General features: G+C 70.9%; 17 protein-coding genes. 4 read left to right on the top strand and 13 right to left on the bottom strand.

Annotated elements, in window-relative coordinates; translation table 11 throughout:
* Positions 1 to 90: 90 nt before the first annotated feature.
* The 5 genes from ACFQ6S_RS26190 to mshD form a co-directional block, all read right to left on the bottom strand.
* Positions 91 to 1,020, bottom strand: coding sequence for a hypothetical protein (locus tag ACFQ6S_RS26190; protein ID WP_383414412.1), 930 nt, complete (start codon positions 1,018 to 1,020; stop codon positions 91 to 93).
* Complete coding sequence (locus ACFQ6S_RS26185) at positions 1,017 to 2,021, bottom strand: ABC transporter permease (protein WP_383414410.1); 1,005 nt, start codon at positions 2,019 to 2,021, stop codon at positions 1,017 to 1,019. The genes ACFQ6S_RS26190 and ACFQ6S_RS26185 overlap by 4 nt, the downstream gene beginning before the upstream one ends.
* Positions 2,018 to 2,905 carry an ABC transporter ATP-binding protein gene (locus tag ACFQ6S_RS26180; protein WP_383414407.1) on the bottom strand — a complete coding sequence of 296 codons (888 nt, stop codon included), beginning with the start codon at positions 2,903 to 2,905 and terminating at the stop codon, positions 2,018 to 2,020. Before ACFQ6S_RS26180 ends, ACFQ6S_RS26185 begins: the two co-directional genes overlap by 4 nt.
* A complete protein-coding gene (locus ACFQ6S_RS26175) occupies positions 2,902 to 3,288 on the bottom strand; it encodes a GntR family transcriptional regulator (RefSeq protein WP_383414404.1) in 387 nt (128 codons plus the stop codon). The genes ACFQ6S_RS26180 and ACFQ6S_RS26175 overlap by 4 nt, the downstream gene beginning before the upstream one ends.
* A gap of 111 nt (positions 3,289 to 3,399) precedes the next feature.
* The gene (gene mshD / locus ACFQ6S_RS26170) at positions 3,400 to 4,326 is read right to left on the bottom strand and encodes a mycothiol synthase (protein ID WP_383414401.1); all 927 of its coding nucleotides are present in this window, start codon (positions 4,324 to 4,326) and stop codon (positions 3,400 to 3,402) included.
* A 170-nt stretch (positions 4,327 to 4,496) separates the two neighbouring features.
* Between mshD and ACFQ6S_RS26165 the strand changes: the two genes are divergently transcribed.
* The 3 genes from ACFQ6S_RS26165 to ACFQ6S_RS26155 all read left to right on the top strand — a co-directional run bounded on the left by ACFQ6S_RS26165 (position 4,497) and on the right by ACFQ6S_RS26155 (position 9,962).
* On the top strand, positions 4,497 to 6,305 hold the full coding sequence (locus ACFQ6S_RS26165; protein ID WP_383414398.1) for a bifunctional metallophosphatase/5'-nucleotidase: 1,809 nt from the start codon (positions 4,497 to 4,499) through the stop codon (positions 6,303 to 6,305).
* Between the two features lie 107 nt (positions 6,306 to 6,412).
* Complete coding sequence (locus ACFQ6S_RS26160; RefSeq protein WP_383414395.1) at positions 6,413 to 7,618, top strand: DUF2993 domain-containing protein; 1,206 nt, start codon at positions 6,413 to 6,415, stop codon at positions 7,616 to 7,618.
* Between the two features lie 589 nt (positions 7,619 to 8,207).
* Positions 8,208 to 9,962: an ABC transporter ATP-binding protein gene (locus ACFQ6S_RS26155; protein WP_383414392.1), complete on the top strand. Its 1,755-nt coding sequence runs from the start codon at positions 8,208 to 8,210 to the stop codon at positions 9,960 to 9,962.
* Positions 9,963 to 10,029: 67 nt separating this feature from the next.
* On the opposite strand, the gene ACFQ6S_RS26150 is transcribed toward ACFQ6S_RS26155, so the two are convergent.
* The 8 genes from ACFQ6S_RS26150 to ACFQ6S_RS26115 all read right to left on the bottom strand — a co-directional run bounded on the left by ACFQ6S_RS26150 (position 10,030) and on the right by ACFQ6S_RS26115 (position 18,761).
* Entirely contained in the window at positions 10,030 to 10,803 is a 774-nt protein-coding gene (locus tag ACFQ6S_RS26150) for a carbonic anhydrase (protein ID WP_383414390.1), read from the bottom strand.
* Between the two features lie 142 nt (positions 10,804 to 10,945).
* Complete coding sequence (locus ACFQ6S_RS26145) at positions 10,946 to 13,015, bottom strand: pectinesterase family protein (protein ID WP_383414387.1); 2,070 nt, start codon at positions 13,013 to 13,015, stop codon at positions 10,946 to 10,948.
* Between the two features lie 134 nt (positions 13,016 to 13,149).
* Positions 13,150 to 14,595: a sensor histidine kinase gene (locus tag ACFQ6S_RS26140; protein WP_383414384.1), complete on the bottom strand. Its 1,446-nt coding sequence runs from the start codon at positions 14,593 to 14,595 to the stop codon at positions 13,150 to 13,152.
* Positions 14,592 to 15,329: a response regulator transcription factor gene (locus ACFQ6S_RS26135; protein ID WP_383414382.1), complete on the bottom strand. Its 738-nt coding sequence runs from the start codon at positions 15,327 to 15,329 to the stop codon at positions 14,592 to 14,594. Before ACFQ6S_RS26135 ends, ACFQ6S_RS26140 begins: the two co-directional genes overlap by 4 nt.
* A gap of 79 nt (positions 15,330 to 15,408) precedes the next feature.
* Positions 15,409 to 15,597: a hypothetical protein gene (locus tag ACFQ6S_RS26130; RefSeq protein ID WP_383414379.1), complete on the bottom strand. Its 189-nt coding sequence runs from the start codon at positions 15,595 to 15,597 to the stop codon at positions 15,409 to 15,411.
* Between the two features lie 11 nt (positions 15,598 to 15,608).
* A complete protein-coding gene (locus tag ACFQ6S_RS26125; RefSeq protein ID WP_383414375.1) occupies positions 15,609 to 16,688 on the bottom strand; it encodes a S1C family serine protease in 1,080 nt (359 codons plus the stop codon).
* A gap of 143 nt (positions 16,689 to 16,831) precedes the next feature.
* A complete protein-coding gene (locus ACFQ6S_RS26120; RefSeq protein ID WP_383414372.1) occupies positions 16,832 to 17,854 on the bottom strand; it encodes a LacI family DNA-binding transcriptional regulator in 1,023 nt (340 codons plus the stop codon).
* Between the two features lie 127 nt (positions 17,855 to 17,981).
* A complete protein-coding gene (locus ACFQ6S_RS26115; RefSeq protein ID WP_383414369.1) occupies positions 17,982 to 18,761 on the bottom strand; it encodes a winged-helix domain-containing protein in 780 nt (259 codons plus the stop codon).
* A gap of 182 nt (positions 18,762 to 18,943) precedes the next feature.
* On the opposite strand from ACFQ6S_RS26115, the gene ACFQ6S_RS26110 reads away from it, so the two are divergent.
* Positions 18,944 to 19,813 (top strand): alpha/beta hydrolase, encoded by an 870-nt coding sequence (locus ACFQ6S_RS26110; RefSeq protein WP_383414367.1) that lies wholly within the window; start codon positions 18,944 to 18,946, stop codon positions 19,811 to 19,813.
* Positions 19,814 to 19,850: the final 37 nt, after the last annotated feature.

Genomic DNA, 19,850 nt, shown 5'->3' with positions numbered 1-19,850 from the left:
TAGCGGGGGGCGGCTCGCGGACGTCTACGTGTCCGGACATCTGTCCAGACCGCACGTCCCTCCCCCCGCGGAGGGACGTGCGTTCGGTTCTCAGGGGGTGCGGCGGCGCAGTACCGCGAAGGCGGTGAGCGCCGCGGCGGCGGTCAGGGCGAGAAGGAGGCCGGTCTCGACGTACTGGAGCGGCCAGAAGTGGGACGGGGGGTGGTACGTCATCCGGATGTGCCGGACGCCGTCCGCGGTCGAGGCGTGCCAGTCCGCGACCAAGGTCGAGGGGGGCGGCGAGAGGTCACCGGTCCCGGTGCGGGTGACCTTGGGCCAGAGGTCCTCGCGGAGGCGTTCCATCGCGAGGTAGAGGACGAGCACGGCCGCGAAGGCCACCCCGGCGGCGGGCAGGGCCCGGCGCAGCAGCAGCCCGGCGAGCGCGCCGAGGGCGAGGCCCGCCAAGGGGTACGCGACGGCGGTGGGCCCGATGGCGACGAAGACGTCCGGGTAGTACCACTCCCCGGCCAGGGCGGGGTCGCCGGCCTGCCGTGCCCACCGGAGCAGCGGTACGACCACGGCGGTGCCGGCGGTGAGCAGGGCGGCCGGCACGGCGAGCTTGGCGGCCAGCCAGCGGGCCGGCGTGACCGACTGGGTCCAGGCCAGCCGTGCGGTGCCGCTCTCCAGCTCGCGTCCGACGAGTGCGGCGCCTGCCCAGACGGCCACCGGGAAGATCGCGTAGGCCTGGGCGGTGGTCACCAGCTCCATCCAGCTGGAGTAGACGTCGTCGACGGTCATCGACTCGATGCCCGCGCAGCCGGAGAAGCCGTCACGGGCCGGCGTGACACACGGGACGTCGCCCCGGCGGGCCTCGTCGCCGATGGCGTACATCCAGACCAGCACGGCCACGGCGCCGGTCAGCGCCAGGCCCCAGAAGACCAGCGCCGTGCGGTGCAGCCGCAGAACGCTCCAGGTCAGCCCGCGCGGACGCGCTGACCGCCGGCCGGCGGGGGCCGTCGTCGCGGTGAGTGTGGCGGTCATACGGCGGCTCCGGTACGGCGCTTCAGCAGCCGGAAGGCGATCAGCACCGCCAGGGCCGCCACCGCGAGGACGATGCCCGTCTCCACCAGCTGAAGGGGCCAGAAGTGGGACGAGGGGTGGTAGTCGCGGTAGAAGCCGACGATGTCGTGGTCGGCGAGGCACTTGGCGTCGTCGACGCAGATGGGGTCCGGGACGCGGGCGCCGGTGGAGGTGAGCGCGCCGTCGCCGAGGACCATGCCGATGTACTCGGGGTACTCGTGCTTGTTCACGAGCGTCTCCACCGGCCACAGGTGCGGGCGCAGGGAGACGATCGCGCTCGAGAGGATGGCCATGCCGAGGACCGCCGTGCCGAGCGCGGGCAGGGCGCGGCGCTGGAGCAGGCCGGCGAGGACGCCGACGGCGAGGCCGAGCAGGGCGTAGGCGGTGGCGAGGGTGCCGTTGGCCTCGAAGGTGGTGCCCTGGAACCAGTCCCGCGAGCCCGTCGCCGCGCGCAGCGGACCGTCCGCCGACCACATCAGGCGGTGCAGCAGCGTGAGCACGAGCGTGCCGGCGGTGAGCAGGGCGGCCGGGACGGCGAGCTTGGCGGCCAGCCAGCGGGCCGGGGTGACGGACTGCGTCCACGCCAACTGGGCCGTGCCGTTCTCCAGTTCGCGCCCGATCAGCGCCGCGCCCGCCCAGGCCGCGGCGAGGAACGGGACGAGGCCGAGCACTCCGGCGCCGAGGCCGCCGGCGGTGTCGTAGCGGGTGGTGGCGGGGCCGACGTCGTCGCAGCCCAGGACCGGCTGCCCCGAGTCGCACCCCATCTTGTGGAACGCGGCCCAGGCGGCGTCCGAGCCCGGGCCGTACGCCCACAGCAGCGTTCCCGCGCCGAAGGCGGCCAGCAGCACCCAGAACCACAGTGCCGAGCGGTGCACCCGCAGCATCGTCCAGAGCAGACCGCGCGGGCCCCGGGAGGGCGCGGCGGCGGCGGTGGACGTCTCGATGGTCGTCACGGCGGTCATACCGCGGCCTCCCGTACGTCGTCGAGGCGGAGGGCCGGGGCCTGGGGATCGCGCAGGTGGGCGAGGACCAGCTCCTCCAGGGTCGGGGTGGTGCTCTGCCAGGCGTTGTCGAGGGGGCCGTTCGGCCGTACGAGGGCGGTGAGTTGACGGCCCGTGGTGCGGGACTCGATCACGGTGTGCGGGTCCAGGGACGCGTCGGCCCGGCCGGTGACGAGCCGGTGTGCGGCGAGCACCTCGTCCAGCGGTCCGGAGAGACGGACGCGGCCGGCGCCGAGCAGCAGGAGGTGGTCGCAGGCGCCGTCCAGCTCGGCCACGACGTGCGAGGACATGACAACCGTGGTTCCGTGCTCGGCGGCGTCGGCCATGAGCGTGGCCATCAGTTGATGCCGGGCCAGTGGGTCGAGGTCGGCCATCGGCTCGTCCAGCAGCAGCAGTTCGGGGCGCTTGCCGAGGGCGAGGGCGAGCGCGACGCGGGTGCGCTGGCCGCCGGAGAGGGTGCGGATCTTGGCGTCCGGGTCGAGTTCGCCCTCGTCGACGATCCGCTGGGCGACCTTCGCGTCCCAGCGGCCGGGGTTCAGCTCGAGGCCGAAGCGCAGGGTGTCGGTGACGGTGAGCTGCGGGTGCAGGGGCTTGTCCTGGGCGACGTACGCGAGTCGCTCGCGCACCGTCGCCGGGGCCCCACCGAGGACGGTGATCGTGCCCTCGGTGGGGCGCAGCAGCCCGGCGGCGAGCGAGAGCAGGGTCGACTTGCCGGCGCCGTTCGGCCCGACGACGGCGCACACGCTGCCCGCAGGCAACCGGAAGGCGCACCCGTCCAGTGCCGCCTTGCGCCGTCGCCCGAACGTCCTGCCCAGCGCGGCCGCCTCCATGGCGGTCTCGGTCATGACTCGTCCCCCTTGAAGTGCGTTTCCAGTACCGAAGTGAAGAGAGCGTCCACGTCGTCGCGGTCCAGCCCGGCCTCGCGGGCCCGCAGGGCCCACGCGTCCAGTTCGGCGCGCAGTGGCGAGTCGGCCGGCGCGGTGTTCAGCCCGCGCCGCACGAACGTGCCCAGCCCTCGCCGTGCCTCGACCAGGCCCTCGCGTTCCAGTTCGCGGTAGGCCTTGAGCACGGTGTTGGGGTTGATGGCGGTCGCCTCGACGACCTCGCGGGCCGTCGGCAGCTTGTCGCCCGGTTCCAACAGGCCCAGGCGCAGGGCCTGTTTGGTCTGCTGGACGATCTGCACGTAGGTGGCGACGCCGGAGCGCCGGTCGATGCGGTAGTCGACCATCCGTTCCACCACCCTTTCACTAATTGAGTAGTGAAAGGGTGGTGCAAAGAAAGGGGCGGCGTCAAGATCGCCGCCCCTTACAGGAGTTATGTCGGGTATCTGTACCGGGTATCAGGTCTCCGTGCGGTACATCAGGTCCGTCTCGTACGTCGTGAACCCCAGCCGCTCGTACACCGACACCGCCGCCTTGTTGTCCGCGTCGACGTAGAGCATCGCCGTCGGCAGCCCCTGGGCCGCCAGATGCCGCAGCCCGATCGTCGTCAGGGCCTTGCCCAGGCCGCCGCCCTGCGCGCCCGGTCGCACGCCGAGGACGTACACCTCGCCGAGCCCCTGCTCCGCGTGGACCTTCGTCCAGTGGAAGCCGATCAGATCGCCGCCCCGCTCGGCGAGGAAGAACCCGGCCGCGTCGAACCACGGCTCGGCCTTGCGGTCGTCGAGGTCGCGCTGGGTCAGGGAGCCCTGCTCGGGGTGGTGGGCGAAGGCGGCGGCGTTCACCGCGAGCCAGGCCGTGTCGTCCTGGCCGGGCACGAAGGTGCGGACCGTGACGCCCTCGGGGAGCACCGGGTCCGGCAGGTTCAGATCCGCCAGCTGGCGGCGCATCTGGCGCAGTTCGCGGAACAGGGTGAGGCCGAGCACCTGGGAGAGATGGCGGGCGGCGGAGTGGCCGCCGTGGGCCCACACCCGCAGCCGCTTGCCGGACGCGGCGAGCAGGGCCGAGCCCAGCGCGCGGCCGTGGCCGTGGCCGCGGTGCGAGGGGTGGACGACGAGTTCGGCGGCCGGTGCCTCCACCGGGTCGGTGTCCTCCAACTGGGCGTAGCCGACGAGTTCACCGGCGACATTCAGCAGCAGATGCGAGACACCCTCGCGCTCGCCGCCGCGCAGTTGCAGCCGGCCCTGCTCGGACACCGCCTGCTGCCCGTCGTTCCGGGCGGCATCCGCCAGCAGCTCCAGTACGGCCTCGGTCAGCTCGGGGGAGAGCGCGGAGTAGGTCTCGATGGAACGGACGGGGAGCGGATGTGCGGTGTCGTCGCTGGTCATGCGTACGAGGGTAAGGGGCGGCACCGGCAATGTCCCGGCACGGAATCAAGGTCGGCGGCACCCTCAGAAGCAACCAGGCTGTAACCACGAACCCCCTGTCGCGCTACGCGCGTTGACTCTAGGCTGACCGCCCGACGGGGCCATGTCACTTACGACCCACAGGGGGGCGGATGTCAGCCACATCCCACCAGCACCGCAGACGCCGTACGCACGCACTCGTCGCGGGCGCCGCCGCGCTCGCCACCGCGGGCGCGCTGGCCGCGGCGATTCCCGCGACGGCGTCGGCGGGGGAGAGCTCACAGAAGCACGGCGGTCACCACTACAACCGCTACCAGGACGTCCAGCTGCTGTCCTTCAACGACCTGCACGGCAATCTGGAGCCGCCGGCCGGCTCCTCCGGCCGGGTCACCGAGCTCCAGGCGGACGGCACGACGAAGACCATCGACGCGGGCGGCGTGGAGTACCTCGCCACCCACCTGCGCCAGGCCCGCGAGGGCGAGAAGTACTCCATCACCGCGGCCGGCGGCGACATGGTCGGCGCCTCGCCGCTGATCTCGGGCCTCTTCCACGACGAGCCCACCATCGACGCGCTGAACAAGCTCGACCTGGACGTCACCTCGGTCGGCAACCACGAGTTCGACGAGGGCCCGAAGGAACTGGCCCGCCTGCAGAACGGCGGCTGCCACCCGACGGCCGGCTGCTACACGGACAAGGAGTTCGAGGGCGCCGACTTCCCCTACCTCGCCGCGAACGTCCTCAACGAGAAGACCGGCAAGCCGATCCTCAAGCCCTACTGGGTGTGGAAGAAGCGGGACGTCAAGGTCGGCTTCATCGGCGTGACCCTGGAGGACACCCCGGGCGTCGTCTCCGCCGAGGGCGTCAAGGGTCTGAAGTTCAAGGACGAGGTCGAGACGATCAACAAGTACGCCAAGGTGCTCCAGCGCCAGGGCGTGAAGTCGATCGTCGCGCTGATCCACGAGGGCGGCCTCCCGGCCTCGGGCGCGTACAACTACAACTGCGACTCCCCGGGCGCGGGCGACGGCATCTCCGGCCCGATCGCCGACATCGCCAAGAACATCACGCCGTCCGTGGACGCGCTGGTGACGGGCCACACGCACGCGGCCTACGTCTGCACGATCCCGGACCCGTCGGGCAAGCCCCGCATGGTCACCTCGGCCGCGTCCTTCGGCCGGCTCTACACCGACACCACGCTGACGTACGACCGCTTCACCGGCGACATCGCGCGTACGGCCGTGAAGTCCGCGAACCACGTGGTCACCCGGGACGTCGCCAAGGCGCCCGACATGACCTCGCTGATCTCGCAGTGGAACACCCTCGCGGCGCCCATCGGCAACCGCGCGATCGGCCACATATCCGCCGACATCCCGAGCACCGGCACCGAGTCCCCGCTCGGCGACCTGATCGCCGACGCGCAGCTGGCGTACGGCAAGGAGCTGGACCCGGAGACGGACCTGGCGCTGATGAACCCCGGCGGCATCCGGGCGCCGCTGACCTTCGCGGCCAAGGGCGCCGAGGGCGACGGCGTGGTGACCTACGCCGAGGGCTTCACGGTGCAGCCGTTCTCCAACACCCTGAACCTCCAGGACCTCACCGGCGCACAGCTGATCCAGGTGCTGAAGGAGCAGGTGAGCGGCACGAACGCGGCCTCGCCGAAGGTCCTGCAGATCTCCTCGGGCCTGACGTACACGCTGGACCTGACGAAGTCGGGCGCGGACCGTGTGGTGACGGACTCGATCAAGCTGAACGGTGCGGCCATCGACCCGACGGCCACCTACCGCGTCGCGATGAACAACTTCCTCGCGGGCGGCGGCGACGGCTTCCCGACGCTGGGCCAGGGCACCAACGACCTGGTGGGCACGGACGACCTGACGGTGCTGGAGAAGTACCTGACGGCCAACTCCTCGGCCACGAACCCGATCGCCCCGCCGGCGGCGAACCGGATCACCGTCGTGCAGTAGTTCAGCGCGGTAGTTCAACGCAGTACTTCGTGAAGTGGCGTGAACTAGATCGCAAACCTCCGGTAGAGGTTGCGGGTGGGGGGGCGTGCGCATGGTCGGATGGGCCGATGCGTTCCCCCCACCACATAACGGCGCATCCCTATGCAAACCCCTACGAAGAACTCGGCAGTCTGGACCGAGGTCCGCTGGATGAATTCCTCGTCGAGGACACAGAAGTGGCGGAGGCCCAGGACGATCCCTGGGCCCCGCCCAACCACCGCCGCAACGGCCGGCGCAAGCGGCGCGGCCGGCTGGCGGGCCTGCCGTTCGCGATGAAGGCCGTGGTCGGTCTCGTCGTCCTCGCCGCCTTCCTCGGCCTCGCCGACCGCTGGGCCCTCCTCTACGCCGAGCGCAGAGCGGCGGACGATCTCAAGACCCGGCTGCACCTCTCGGCCGCTCCCGAGGTGGAGATCGGCGGCTTCCCCTTCCTCACCCAACTCGCCGACGAGCGGCTGGACTCGGTCAAGGTGACCGTCCCCGACGTGGCCGCCGCCCGGGTTTCGCTGGCCCAGGTGACCGCGACGGCGAGAGACGTGCGGCTGGACACCGACGGTCCCGTCTCGGTGCGCGGCGCCGACGTCCCCCGTCTGGAGGGCGACGTCCTGCTCTCCTTCGCCGACCTGAACCGTGAACTCGGCGCCTCCCAGGTGACGTTCACCGGAGAGGGCCGTGACCGCGTCCGGGCGCGCGGCACCCTGCCGGTCGCCGGGCACGACCTCCGGCTGCGCGCCGAGGCCCGCATCCTGCGCGACGGCGACCGCGGCATCGCCACCCACATCGGCGGTATGCGTCTGGACATAGGAGACCTGGCCACATACCGCCCCGGTGCCCGTGCGGCCCAGGGCCTGCACCTGAGCCGGGTGTCGGCGGCCCGGCTCGCGCACGAGACCCGCAAGGCGAAGGCGCTGCTGTCCATCCCGTCGGTGGTACGGCGCCTGGGAGTGCCCGACCACGTGGTCCGCGAGGCTCTGCGCAACGAGTCCAAGCTGACCGACCTGATCGGCACCCCCCGCTTCGTCCGCCAGGCCATGCGTCTGAACCTCATCGACCTGGCCCTGGACCACCCCCGGCTCCTGTCCCTCCTGGGCTTCGACCCCGCCCTCCTCGACGCTCTGCCCCGCCTCACCCGCCCGGTCCTCGTCGACCGGCTCTCCCTGGCCTTCCGCCTGCCCGAGCCGCCGAGCGGGCAACTGCGGCTGCGGGACGTGCGGGTGGAGAAGGACGGGATCAGGGTGCGGCTGGAAGGGTCGGATCTGGCGGTGGGACGTCCGTAATGAATTCTGTGTAAGGCGCGGATTGGTTCCGGGAATCCTCTGAAAAACCCTCTCAGGCGCAATTAATAGAGGTCTCAGCGGAATTGGCGATTTTCGGGTTCGGGGTCCCGTAATGTTTTCCATGTCGAAAGCGAACGACGAAAGCGATCGGCACCGAAACGAAGGAGAACATGATGAGCTTCCACAAGGTCGCCCCGGTCAAGAAGACGCGCAAGCCCGCTGCCCCGGCCCCGGAGCCGAAGAAGAAGCAGACTCCGAAGCGGCGCCCGGTATCCGGTAAGTGCTGATCCCGCAGTAGTACGGCGACATATGAGCGAGCTGTAAAAAGCCCTGCGAATTGGAGAGGAATTAGCCATGAGCTTCCACAGGATCGCCCCCGTCAAGAAGTCCGGCAAGCCCGCCCCGGCGCCCAGGAGGAAGGCTCCCGCGAAGAAGGCCGCGCCGAAGCGACGCCCGGTCGCGCACAAGGGCTGACGCCGGCGGACGAGGCGGGGTCACCGGAGCGCTCGGGCTCCGGGGCCCCGCCTCCGTCATGTCCGGGAAAGGGACATGACCGCGAAAAGGACTTGAGCATGAAAGGGGCTCGAGCATGAGGGAAGTGCGTACGGCCTTCCGCCGGTTCTGGCCGCTGACCCGCGGGGACCGCAGGTGGCTGGCCGTCATCGTGGCCTGTGTGGTGGTGGCCGCGCTGGCCGAGACCGCTTCGATCCTGCTGTTCGCCGAACTCACCGACCACGCGCTGAAGGCCGGTTCGGTGTCGGCGTTCTGGGGTCCGGCGGCGGCCTGGCTGGGCGTCGCCGCGCTGGGTGCGCTCGTCGGCTACCTCGGCAACTCGCTGGCCACCTGGACCGCCGAGAGATTTGTGCTGCGGCTGCGCGCGAAGGTGTTCCGGCACGTGCAGGACATGCCGCCGCACTTCTTCCAGCAGCACCGGCAGGGCGACCTGGTCGAGCGGCTCACCGGGGACGTCGAGGCCATCGAGGAGATGGTCGTCTCGGGTGTGGCCGGCACGGTCGCGGCGGTGTTCTCGGCGCTCTTCTACTCGGCGACGGCCCTGTATCTGCGCTGGGACCTGGCCCTCGCCACGTTTGTGCTCGCGCCCCTGTTCCTGCTGGCCGCCCGCCGCTTCTCCAGCCGTATCCGCACCGCCTCGCAGGACGAGCGGGTCGCCGACGGCGGGATCACCTCGGTGGTGGCGGAGTCACTGGGCAACGTCGTGCTCACCCAGGCGTACAACCGCCGTCGCGCCGAGGAGAAGCTGCTCGACCGTGAGGCACGCGCCTGGATGAAGGCGTCGGTGCGCGGTGCGCGGCTCAGTGAGATGTACGAGCAGTTCGTCGAGGTCGTCGAGACGATCTGTGTGCTGGCCGTCATCGGCCTCGGCGTGTGGGAGATCTCGGCCGACCGCATGACCCTCGGCCAACTCCTCGCCTTCGCCGCCTTCGTCGGCCACCTCTACCCGCCGATCCGCAATCTCGGCCAACTCGGCCTCACCCTCACCGCCGCCACCGCCGGCGCCCAGCGCCTGGGCGAGATCCTGGACGCCGAGCCGGCCGTCGCCGACCCCGCCGAGCCGGTGGCGAAGTGGCCGGTCAGGGGCTGGGTCGGCTTCCACGGAGTGTCCTTCGCCTACCCCGGGGCGGCCAGGGAGTCGCTGCGCGACCTGACCTTCACGGCGGGCCCCGGCGAGCTGATCGTCGTCACGGGCCCGTCCGGCGCGGGCAAGTCGACGACGGCCAAGCTCCTCACCCGCTTCTACGACCCGGTATCGGGCGTGATCACCCTGGACGGCGTACCGCTGCCGCACCTCGGACTGGAGTTCCTGCGCGACAACGTCGCCCTGCTGCCCCAGGAGACGCTGATCCTCAACGGCACCCTTCGCGACAACATCGAGTGCGGCCGCCCCGGCGCGAGCGAGGCGGACATCGAGCGGGCGGCGCGCGCGGCGGCGGCCCACGACTTCATCGCCGCGCTCCCCGAGGGGTACGGCACCCCCATCGCCCCCGGCACGGCGGCCCTGTCCGGCGGCCAGCTGAAGCGGATCACGATCGCCCGTGCGATGCTGCGCGCCGCGCCCGTCCTGGTCCTGGACGAACCCACGGCCGGCCTCGACTCGGTGGCCGCCCGCCAGGTCGTACAGCCCCTGCGGCGCCTGATGTCCGGCCGTACGACGATCCTGATCACCCACGACCTGAGCCTGGCGCCGGACGCGGACCGGGTGCTGGTCGTGGACGACGGCCGGCTGGTGGAGGCGGGGACGCACGCGGAACTGGTGGCGCGGCGGGGGACGTACGCGCATCTCGCGGGACCGGCGCCCGAGGACACGCTGGTGCTGAGGATGTGAGCGGGTACGGGTACGGGGCCGCCGTCAGTCCGGAAGGACCGGTCCCGTACCCGCTCACGCGCGGGTGTCAGGCCAGGCGGTGGACGCGCTGGTCGGTCAGCTCGTAGCGGGCGCCGGCGACGGCGAGTTCACCGGTGGCGATCTTCGCGGCGAGGTCCGGCTCGGCGGCGAGGGCGGCGCGGACGGCCCGGACGTTGACGTCGATGGTCGAGTCGACGCGGGCGTCCCCCTCCTTCGTGCGGTCTATGTTCGGGGCTATTCGGTCGGCGATGTACTGGATGTGCGCCGGCAACCGCTCGCCGCTCTCGTCCGCGGCGACGGCGGCCTTCACGGCACCGCACGACTGGTGCCCGAGCACCAGCACCAGCGGGATGTCCAGTTCGAGCACACCGTAGGCGACGCTGCCGAGCACGGCCTCGTCCAGCACCTCGCCCGCGGAGCGCACGGTCATCAGGTCACCGAGGCCCTGGTCGAAGACCAGCTCCGGCGGTACGCGCGAGTCGATGCAGCCGAGGACGACGGCGAACGGATGCTGACTGGACGTCAGACTCTGTCGTACGGCGGGCGATTCGTTCGGATGCCGCTGGCGGAAGGTGCGCCAGCGCCGGTTGCCCGCGGCGAGCTCACGCAGGGCTTCGTCGGGGGTGCCCGGCCGGTGCCGGGCGGTGGTCGTGGGGGTGGCGGAGGCGGGGGCGGTGCCGAGGGCGGCGGTGGCCCCCAGTGCCGCGGCCCCGGTCAGCCCGGCCCGCAGGAGTGCGCGGCGGGCGGGAGAGGGGAGGGCGAACCGCGTGTGGGCGGATGCTGCGGTCGGCTCGGCGCCGACTGATCTATCAGCGTTCACGCCTGGGAACGTACGCTCGAGACTTCATACATCTGTTCACGTTGCTGAATCATGGCCGGACGCGGGGAACTCATGATCGACCGTTGGTCTGCTCTTGGTGTTCGCCCGCGTCCGTCTTGACCTTCCGCACCACCGCGGCTCCTCAGGAGGCCGTGGGCGTCCAGTTCCCGAGCCAGTCCGCGACCTCCTGCCCCGTCGCCTGCGCGTCGGTCAGCTGGGGCCGGTCGGAGCTCGCCGAACCGGCCCCGGGGCCGGAGTTCCTGTACTCGGCGAAGCGGTCGTCCTTCCAGGAGAAGCCGCTCATGTCGGACCAGGGCGTGGCTTTGACCGCCGCGCCGAGGGTGGTGTTGCGGACCGTCGTCTGGGGGTCGAGGGCCGCGTCACCGCCCGCGTGCCAGGGGCGGCCGAGGAAGAAGCTCGACGCGGAGACGTCGCCGCTCACGGCCGAGTTGGCGATCAGGATGCCCTTGCGGTCGGCGGGTGTGCTGGGCGCGGTGACATAGCCGAGCGAGCTGCCGTCCCAGCGCTTCTTCAACGTGATGACGGAACGGTCGATCACCGCCGAGGCCCGGCCGAAGATGAAGTCGACGTTGCCCATGACGTAGGAGTTCGCGACATAGACCCGGCCGAGCCTGTCCTTCGCGGCCGTGTCGAGCAGCAGGGTGTCCTGGTCGCCGTCGACGATGACGCCGTCGAGGAACACCTTGTCGGCCGCGGTGCGCAGGGCCACGGCCTGATGACCGCTCAGGCTCTGGTTCGCCTTCTCGTCGAAGTCGTTGGAGATCGTCAGGTTACGGGCCTGGAAGTCATCGGCCTCGACGGCGACGGTGGCGCTGCCGGAGGTGCCGTATGTGCCGCCACCGGGCTTCGGCGTACCGGCCGCGTTGTTGTAGACGATGGCGGTGTCCCTACGGCTGCCGCCGGTCCCCTGGAGGGTGATGTGCGGCTTGTTCGCGGGCACCTTCACCGTCTCGCGGTACGTGCCCGGCTTGACGGCGATGACGACCCGCGAGGCGTTGCTCGCCGGTACGGCGTCCACGGCCGCCTGCACGGTCGTGTACTGCCCGCTGCCGTCCTTGGCGACGGTGAGGGTGGTCGCGGCGGCCTTGGCGGCCACCGTCGTACCGATGGAACTGCGCGGTCCGGCACCGGACTTGAGCAGCGCGGGAACCCCGGCCGCCGCGTCCAGGGAGTACGAGTAGTACGCCTTCGGATCGAAGGCGGTGCCGCCGCTCTCGTTACGGCCGCTGGTGCCCGAGAAGACGTTGCCGCGCTGGACGAGGGTGGCGGTGGAGTCCTTGATGACGGGGTTGTTCATGCCCTGGAAGTAGGAGTTCTCCAGGACCATCGCCGTCTTCCCGCGCGAGTAGTTGCCGTACGACGACTTGATGTCGGTGCCGGCCACGTCCTCCAGGAAGTTGTTGTAGAGGTGCGCGTGGGCGGCGTTGTCGGTGGAGGGGTTGCGCTGCTCGGTCTCGCGGATCCAGTTGTGGTGGATCGTGATGTCGGTGACGACGTTGTCCGTCCACCCGATCCCGAAGGCCTTGTTGTCGTCGCTCAGTTTGTTCCAGGACACGGTCACGTTCGTGCTGTCCTTGCGGACGTCGATGAGGCCGTCGGCCATGTGCCGCAGATCGTTGTGGTCGATCCACACGTGATGCGCGCCGTCCATCTGAACGGCATCGAAGTCATGGTCCTTGTCGTTCCACACGCCCTGGTACGCGTCCCGGATGGTGAGGTTCCGGATGATCACGTTGTGCACACCGGCCCCGAGGAAGAACCCACCGCCGACGATGTGCCCGGACGTCCCGGACCCCACGATGGTCTTGTCCGACTGGACCTTGATCTCTTTCCCGACCGGGTTCATGTTGATGGCGGCGGCCACGACGATGACGTACGGCTCGGCGGCGGTCGCGTACTTCTCCAGCTCGGCCTGCGTCCTGACGGTCACGATCTGACCGTCCCGCCCTCCATAAGTCCCGTTCTGCCCGAGGGAGTTGACGGAGGCGAACCCATCCGCGACCGCGCTTGCCCAGGCGGGCGCGGCGGCGGTGGCGGCGGAGGCCTTCTGCTGCGCACCGACACCGAGGAGACCGAGATCGGTGCCGTAGGCGAGGGCGCCGGCGACGGCCAGGGTGAGGGGGATCCCGACGGCGAGGGCGGACTTGCCTGTGCTTCTGCGGTGGCGGGGCTTGCTTGGGTGGTCGGTCATGGGGTGATCCGTTCCATGGGGGATGGTCCGCGGATCAGTCGCCACGCCTGACGGAAAGGTTGCCGGTCCCCCGGCTGTGGCGAGATCCAGCCCGCACTTCACCCGGCCCTCGGCCGAACGGCCGCCCGAGCGACCTACGGCACCTCGGGCGGAGCCGTGGGCGCCCCCGGCAGCCGTACCGCAGCCACCGTGCCGCCGCCCTCCGCCTGGGAGAGGGTGACCTGGCCGCCCGCCTGCTCGACCGTGCGGGCCACGATGGACAGGCCCAGGCCCGAGCCGGGCAACGCGCGCGCACTCTGCGAGCGCCAGAAGCGGTCGAAGACATGGGGGAGTTCGTCGGCGGGGATGCCGGGGCCGTGGTCGCGGACGGTCAGGACGCCGTCGTGCAGGGCGACCTCGATCGTGCCGCCCTCGGGGCTGAACTTCACGGCGTTGTCGAGGATGTTGACCACCGCGCGCTCCAGGGCGGCCGGTTCCGCCCTTACCCACCAGGGCTGGAGGTCGGCGGTGATCGTCAGCTCCGGGCCGCGGAGCCGGGCCCGGCGGAGCGCCGCCTCGACCGTGTCCTCCAGGGAGATCACCTGGACACGCTCGCCGCGCTGGCCCTCCGAGCGGGACAGCTCCTGCAAGTCCCCTATGAGGGAGGCCAGTTCGGTCATCTGGGCCTTCACCGAGGCCAGGAGGGCCTTGCGGTCGGCCTCGGGGATCGGGCGGCCGGTCTCCTCGCTGCGGGTGAGGAGCTCGATGTTGGTGCGGAGCGAGGTGAGGGGGGTGCGGAGCTCGTGGCCGGCGTCCGCGATGAGCTGTTGCTGTAGCTCGCGGGAGCTGGTCAGGGAGGAGGTCATGGAGTTGAAGGAGCGGGAGAGGCGGGCAATCTCGTCCTCGGCCTCGTCCTCCACGGGGATGCGCACGCTGAGATCCTCGGTGCGGGCCACGTGTTCGACGGCCTCGGTGAGCTTGTCGACGGGGCGCAGGCCCGCGCGGGCCACGGCGAGGCCGGCGGCGCCGGCGCCGATCACTCCTACGCCGGAGACGAGGAGGAGGATCAGGGCGAGGTCGTTGAGGGTGGACTTGGTGCCCTCCAGCGACACCGCGATGCTGATTGCGAGGTAGGACTGCTCCCCCGTCCCGGGGTCCTGCGCGGGCTGTGGCACGGTGATGACCCGTACCGGGGTTCCGTCCTCGGCCGTGCCGTCGTGGATGACACCCTCGCTGGACGGCCCGTTCTTGATCACGTCCTTGTCGGCCTCGGTCACCTTGATCGCGCCGATGGAGTCGTCGGTGACACAGGGCGTCCCGTCCGCCTTGACGACCTGGGTGTACAGGTTCCGGAAAGGCTTCGTGGTCTCCGGGGACTCGGTGCAGTTGGTGAGCGCGTTCTGCAACTCCATCCACTGACCGGGCTTCATCCGCGCGGCCTGCTCCAGGTCGTCGTTCACCTGGTCGTACAGCCGCCCCTGCACAATGAACCAACAAGTCACCGAAACCGCCGCCACCGCGAACGCCACCGCCGCCGCCACCAGCATCGCCAGCCGGGAGCGGATCGGCAGCGACCGGAAGCGGCGCAGTACCTTCCTCACTCCGCCCCACCCTGCCGCAGCACGTACCCCACGCCCCGAACCGTGTGCACGAGCCGCGGCTCACCACCCGCCTCGGTCTTGCGGCGCAGATACATGACGTACACGTCGAGGGAGTTGGACGAGGGCTCGAAGTCGAAGCCCCACACCGCCTTCAGGATCTGCTCCCGGGTGAGGACCTGGCGCGGATGCGCCATGAACATCTCCAGCAGCGTGAACTCCGTACGGGTCAGTTCCACCGGCCGCCCACCCCGCGTGACCTCCCGCGTAGCGAGATCCATGCGCAGGTCGGCGAAGGTCAGTGCCTCGTCCTCCTCCACCTGGCCCGCACCGGCCGCCGCCGCGTACGAGCTGCGGCGCAGCAGCGCGCGGACCCGGGCGAAGAGTTCGTCCAGTTCGAAGGGTTTGACCAGGTAGTCGTCGGCCCCGGCGTCCAGCCCGGTGACGCGGTCGCCGACCGTGTCGCGGGCCGTCAGCATGAGGATCGGTGTGGTGTCACCGGCGCCCCGGATGCGGCGGGCCGCGGTCAGGCCGTCCATGCGGGGCATCTGGATGTCGAGGACCACGAGGTCGGGCCGGTAGGCGGTGGCCTTCTCCAGGGCGTCCGCGCCGTCGACCGCGACCTCGGTGTCGTACCCCTCGAAGGCGAGGCTGCGCTGAAGTGCTTCGCGCACCGCCGGCTCGTCGTCGACGATCAGGATGCGCTGGGGGTCACGGTCGCCATCGGCGGGGCTCATGGGCTCGGGATCCTCGGGTGCGGTGGGACAGGGGACTGAGCGGCTGAACGCCTTCAGCCTCGCATGATTCTCGGCTTTCTCAGCCGCGTACGGTCCCGCGACGGCCGCGGGCGGCGGCGGTCCGGCGACCCGTGCGCGGGCGGGCGGTCGCCAGCTCCGGCGCCCGGGCCGGAGCCGTCGGGGTGTGCAGGGAACCGGCGACGGCGAGGGCCAGGGCGAGGTCGGCCGGACCCACGCCGGTCGCGGAGTGCTCGATCTGCTGGATCATGACGTGCTCCTTCAGTTCTGCGCGCCCGAGCGCAACGTGGCCAGGTCGGCCTTGACGGTGTTGATCGGGATCGCGAAGCCGAGGCCCACGCTGCCCGCGTCGGACGAGCTGGAACCGGCGGCCGAGTACATCGCCGAGTTGATGCCGATGATGTTGCCGTTCATGTCGATCAGCGCGCCGCCGGAGTTGCCGGGGTTCAGGGACGCGTCGGTCTGGAGCGCCTTGTACGTCGTCGTGGACGAGCCGGTGTCGCCGTTGAACTGCTGACCGCCGAACTCGAAGGGCCACTGCCCGTTGCCGCCGCCCCCCTGCTGCTGGCCCTCGTCCGTGGAGACGGTCACGTCACGGTTGAGCGCGGAGACGATGCCGCTGGTGACGGTGCCGGTCAGACCCTCGGGCGAGCCGATCGCCACGACCTCGTCGCCGACCTGGACACCGTCGGAGTTGCCGAGGGTGGCCGCCGTCAGCCCGGAGGCGTTCTTGAGCTTGATCAGCGCGAGGTCCTTGCTGCTGTCGGTGCCGACGACCTCGGCGGTGTACTCCTTGCCGTCGCTGGTCGTCACCTTGACCGTCGAGGCGCCGGAGACGACGTGGTTGTTGGTGATGATCTCGCCGTCACCGGTGATGATCACGCCGGAGCCGGTGGAGGAACCGGCGTTGGACTGGGCGCTGATCTCGACGATGCTCGGGCTGACCGCCTTGGCGACGCCGGAGACCGTGCCCTTCTGGCTGGAGGGGACGACATTGGCGCTGGTGGAGCTGGAGGTGGCGACGGTGTCGCTGCCGGTGAGCTCCTGGATGCCGTACGCCGTGCCGCCACCGATCGCCGCGGCGACGATCGCCACGGCGGCGAGCAGGGCGACCGGTCCGCGGGGCCGGCGCCGCGACCTCGGCGGGTGGGCGACCGGCTCGGCGAGGAGAGCGGTGGGGGCTCCGCCGCCGGCACCGGCTCCGGCGCCTGCGTCGGCCTGGGCCGTCGGCCGGTAGGCCGGCGGGGGCGGCCACTCCGGGTTCACGGGCGAGGAGGCATGCTGCTGGGCGCCCTGGTACGGGTTCTCGTGATCGCCGCTGCGGCGGAAGCTCTCGGTCATGGCAATGAGCTTGTCGCCCGACCATGAGAGCTTCCTGAGTGCCGACTGAGAAGCCCGGCAGAAGGTCGTATGCCCGATATAAAGGCGGTTCTCGCACGGAGACGAGCTCTCTCAGACAAGCTTCAGAGAGCCGCCCTCAGCGCTCAGAGACACCCACACGACCGCCGCGCGACCAACCGCGAGGGAAACACCTTCAGCCGCTCCCGCCGCGACCCGGCCACCCGCAACCCGTCATCGAGCACCAGGTCCACCGCGGCCCGGGCCATCGCCGACCGGTCCGACGCGATGGTGGTGAGCGGAGGGTCGGCCAGCGCCGCTTCCTTGATGTCGTCGAACCCGGCGACCGCCAGCTCTCCGGGTACCTCGATCCGCAGCTCGCGCGCCGCCCGCAGCACACCGATCGCCTGGTCGTCCGTGGAGCAGAAGATCGCCGGCGGCCGCTGCGGCCCGGCGAGCACTTCGAGCGCTATGCGATACGCGTCGTAGCGGTTGTACGGCGCCTCGAAGAGCCGCCCCTCGGTGGGGATCCGCGCCTCCGCCATCGCGCGCCGCCAGCCCTCGACGTGGTCGGAGACCGGGTCGCCGACCGCCGGGGTCTCCGCGGTGCCGCCCATACAGGCGACGTACTCGTAGCCGTGCTCCAGGAGGTGGCGTACGGCGAGCTGGGCGCCACCGAGGTCGTCGGTGACGACGGCGACGTCGTCGATGGCCTCCGGGCGCTCGTGGAGAAGGACGACCCGGGCGTCCCACGCCTCGATCTCGGCGGCGGCCATGTCGTTCAGCGCGTGGGAGACGAGGATGAGCCCCGAGACGCGCATGCCGAGGAAGGCGCGCAGATAGTGGACCTCGCGCTCGCCGACGTAGTCGGAGTTGCCGACGAGAACCATCTTTCCGCGCTCGGCGGCCGCCCACTCGACCGCGTGCGCCATCTCCCCGAAGAAGGGCTGGCGCGCGTCCGGCACGATCAGGCCTATGAGATCCGTGCGCCGCGATGCCATCGCCTGGGCGACCCGGTCGGGCCGGTACCCCAGTTCCTTGATCGCGGCGAGGACACGCTCGCGCGTGGCCGGGGCGACCGGCCGGGGTCCGTTGTTGATGACGTAGCTGACGACAGCAGTCGAAGTCCCTGCCAGTCGCGCGACGTCATCGCGAGTCACCTTGGCCACGCGCGGAGTCTACGCGGATGGACCCGCTCTGGGCAGGGCGTGAAGGAGGTCCCTTGCCGCCCTGCCGTCACCCTTCTGTGCGAATGCGACGCCGGTGGCGCCCCGGCCGGGCGCCGATTGAGCCTTTCTATGCCTCGGCCCGGAGCTCGACGCCGTCAAGGACGCCCGCCTCGTCCGCATCCTCCGGCTTTGCCGGGGCCGCCTTGGCCTTGGCCTCGTCGCCGGACCGGTCGCCCTTCTCCGGCGTAACGAATCGATAACCGACGTTCCGCACGGTCCCGATCAGCGACTCGTGCTCGGGGCCGAGCTTCGCGCGCAGACGTCGTACGTGGACGTCGACCGTCCGGGTGCCGCCGAAGTAGTCGTAGCCCCATACCTCCTGGAGCAGCTGGGCGCGTGTGAAGACGCGGCCCGGGTGCTGGGCGAGGTATTTGATGAGCTCGAACTCCTTGAAGGTGAGGTCGAGGACCCGCCCCTTGAGCTTCGCGGAGTAGGTCGCCTCGTCGACCGACAGGTCGCCGTTGCGGATCTCCATGGGGGAGTCGTCGTTGACGATCGACTGGCGGCCCATGGCGAGCCGCAGCCGCGCCTCCACCTCGGCCGGACCCGCGGTGTCCAGCAGTACGTCGTCGATGCCCCAGTCGGCGGTGACGGCGGCGAGGCCGCCCTCGGTCACCACGAGGACGAGCGGACAGCCCGGACCGGTCGACCGCAGCAGCTGACACAGACTGCGCACCTGGGGCAGGTCGCGGCGGCCGTCGACGAGGATCACGTCGGCGCCCGGGGTGTCGACGAGGGCGGGGCCCTCCGCCGGAGCCACGCGCACGTTGTGCAGCAGCAGGCCGAGTGCCGGGAGCACCTCCGTCGACGGCTGGAGGGCATTGGTCAGGAGCAGCAGTGAACTCATACGTCTGGTTCCTCCTCGGTCCCTGCGAGGACGTGTGGGGTACGTCACCTGCTCTGCGATCCCGGGGGGCCCGTACACCGGCGGTCACCTGGAGTTTCCCGCTTCGTATACAACGCGTCCGAAAGCACAAAAGGACCCGGGGGCTACGCTGCCCGAGTCCTCTGTCCAGCAGAATAGCCGACATGGGCGCTGGCGCGGCAGGTCATGTGGCACGATCGACGGTTCGTCCGAACTGTGAGACGGCCAGACGTACACCTTTGCGGACGATTCTGGCCACCGACGACGGGGTGGCGATCGATTCCGTATACGACCCGGGCACGGTCGTATACGACGCCTCGCGTCCATCTGCCGGTGACCTGGCGTTCGTCGTCGCCCACGGCTTCACGGGCGACGTGGACCGGCCACATGTACGACGGGTGGTCGCGGCCCTCAACCGGCACGCGGCCGTCGTCACCTTCTCCTTCCGGGGGCACGGTGCGTCCGGCGGGCGCTCGACGGTCGGCGACCGCGAGGTGCTCGACCTGGCGGCGGCGGTGCGCTGGGCCCGCGAGCTCGGGCACACGCGCGTGGTGACCGTCGGCTTCTCCATGGGCGGCTCGGTGGTGCTGCGGCACGCGGCGCTGTACGGCGAGAAGGAGGGCGGCGCCGGAGGGGACGGGGCGCACACGGACGCGGTGGTGTCGGTGAGCGCGCCCGCACGCTGGTACTACCGGGGCACTCCCCCCATGCGCCGGCTGCACTGGCTGGTGACCCGGCCCGAGGGGCGCCTGGTGGGCCGCTACGGATTCCGTACCCGGATCCATCACCGCGGCTGGGACCCGGTGCCGATGTCTCCGGTGCAAGCCGTCCCGAGGATCGCGCCCACACCGCTGCTGATCGTGCACGGCGAACTGGACGGCTACTTCCCCCTCGACCACCCCCGCATGCTCGCCGAAGCGGCCGGTGACGACGGCGAACTCTGGCTGGAGCCCGGCATGGGGCACGCCGAGCACGCGGCCTCCGAGGAACTGCTGGCCCGGATCGGGGACTGGGCGGCCGGCCGGGCGGGCTAGCCTGGGCGATGCTCACCGCCATCGCTTCCCGACGTCC

The organism is Streptomyces sp. NPDC056479 (assembly GCF_042795335.1).
Taxonomy (GTDB): domain Bacteria; phylum Actinomycetota; class Actinomycetes; order Streptomycetales; family Streptomycetaceae; genus Streptomyces.
This window is presented reverse-complemented; position numbering and strand designations above follow the sequence as displayed.

Coding starts and splice junctions, on each gene's coding strand:
- ACFQ6S_RS26190 (WP_383414412.1), bottom strand. CDS start 1,020: ATGACCGCCACACTCACCGCGACGACGGCCCCCGCCGGCCGGCGGTCA.
- ACFQ6S_RS26185 (WP_383414410.1), bottom strand. CDS start 2,021: ATGACCGCCGTGACGACCATCGAGACGTCCACCGCCGCCGCCGCGCCC.
- ACFQ6S_RS26180 (WP_383414407.1), bottom strand. CDS start 2,905: ATGACCGAGACCGCCATGGAGGCGGCCGCGCTGGGCAGGACGTTCGGG.
- ACFQ6S_RS26175 (WP_383414404.1), bottom strand. CDS start 3,288: ATGGTCGACTACCGCATCGACCGGCGCTCCGGCGTCGCCACCTACGTG.
- mshD (WP_383414401.1), bottom strand. CDS start 4,326: ATGACCAGCGACGACACCGCACATCCGCTCCCCGTCCGTTCCATCGAG.
- ACFQ6S_RS26165 (WP_383414398.1), top strand. CDS start 4,497: ATGTCAGCCACATCCCACCAGCACCGCAGACGCCGTACGCACGCACTC.
- ACFQ6S_RS26160 (WP_383414395.1), top strand. CDS start 6,413: ATGCGTTCCCCCCACCACATAACGGCGCATCCCTATGCAAACCCCTAC.
- ACFQ6S_RS26155 (WP_383414392.1), top strand. CDS start 8,208: ATGAGGGAAGTGCGTACGGCCTTCCGCCGGTTCTGGCCGCTGACCCGC.
- ACFQ6S_RS26145 (WP_383414387.1), bottom strand. CDS start 13,015: ATGACCGACCACCCAAGCAAGCCCCGCCACCGCAGAAGCACAGGCAAG.
- ACFQ6S_RS26135 (WP_383414382.1), bottom strand. CDS start 15,329: ATGAGCCCCGCCGATGGCGACCGTGACCCCCAGCGCATCCTGATCGTC.
- ACFQ6S_RS26130 (WP_383414379.1), bottom strand. CDS start 15,597: ATGATCCAGCAGATCGAGCACTCCGCGACCGGCGTGGGTCCGGCCGAC.
- ACFQ6S_RS26125 (WP_383414375.1), bottom strand. CDS start 16,688: ATGACCGAGAGCTTCCGCCGCAGCGGCGATCACGAGAACCCGTACCAG.
- ACFQ6S_RS26115 (WP_383414369.1), bottom strand. CDS start 18,761: ATGAGTTCACTGCTGCTCCTGACCAATGCCCTCCAGCCGTCGACGGAG.
- ACFQ6S_RS26110 (WP_383414367.1), top strand. CDS start 18,944: ATGGGCGCTGGCGCGGCAGGTCATGTGGCACGATCGACGGTTCGTCCG.